The following is a 422-nucleotide window of genomic DNA, read 5'->3' as shown; positions in this document are numbered from 1 at the left end:
GAGAGGGTAGCGAGTTCCCTCCCCTGCTCCAAATCCCACAGTTTCAGGGTGTTATCCGAGGATGCAGACACGGCTCGTTTCCCGTCGGGGGCGATCGCCACTGCATTTACCCATCCACTATGCCCAGAGAGGGTAGCGAGTTCCCTCCCCTGCTCCAAATCCCACAGTTTCAGGGTGTTATCCGAGGATGCAGACACGGCTCGTTTCCCGTCGGGGGCGATCGCCACTGCATTTACCCATCCACTATGCCCAGAGAGGGTAGCGAGTTCCCTCCCCTGCTCCAAATCCCACAGTTTCAGGGTGTTATCCGAGGATGCAGACACGGCTCGTTTCCCGTCGGGGGCGATCGCCACTGCATTTACCCAGAAACTATGCCCAGAGAGGGTAGCGAGTTCCCTCCCCTGCTCCAAATCCCACAGTTT

Annotated in this window: 1 pseudogene; it reads right to left on the bottom strand. The window is 58.3% G+C overall.

The window, feature by feature from the left end:
* Nucleotides 1-422, bottom strand: a pseudogene (locus P5674_RS25985) (WD40 repeat domain-containing protein); the annotation flags it as partial.

The organism is Limnospira sp. PMC 289.06, from assembly GCF_032350395.1.
Lineage (GTDB): Bacteria > Cyanobacteriota > Cyanobacteriia > Cyanobacteriales > Microcoleaceae > Limnospira > Limnospira platensis.
The sequence above is the reverse complement of the archived record's forward strand: the minus strand, read 5'-3'. Positions and strand labels throughout refer to the sequence as shown.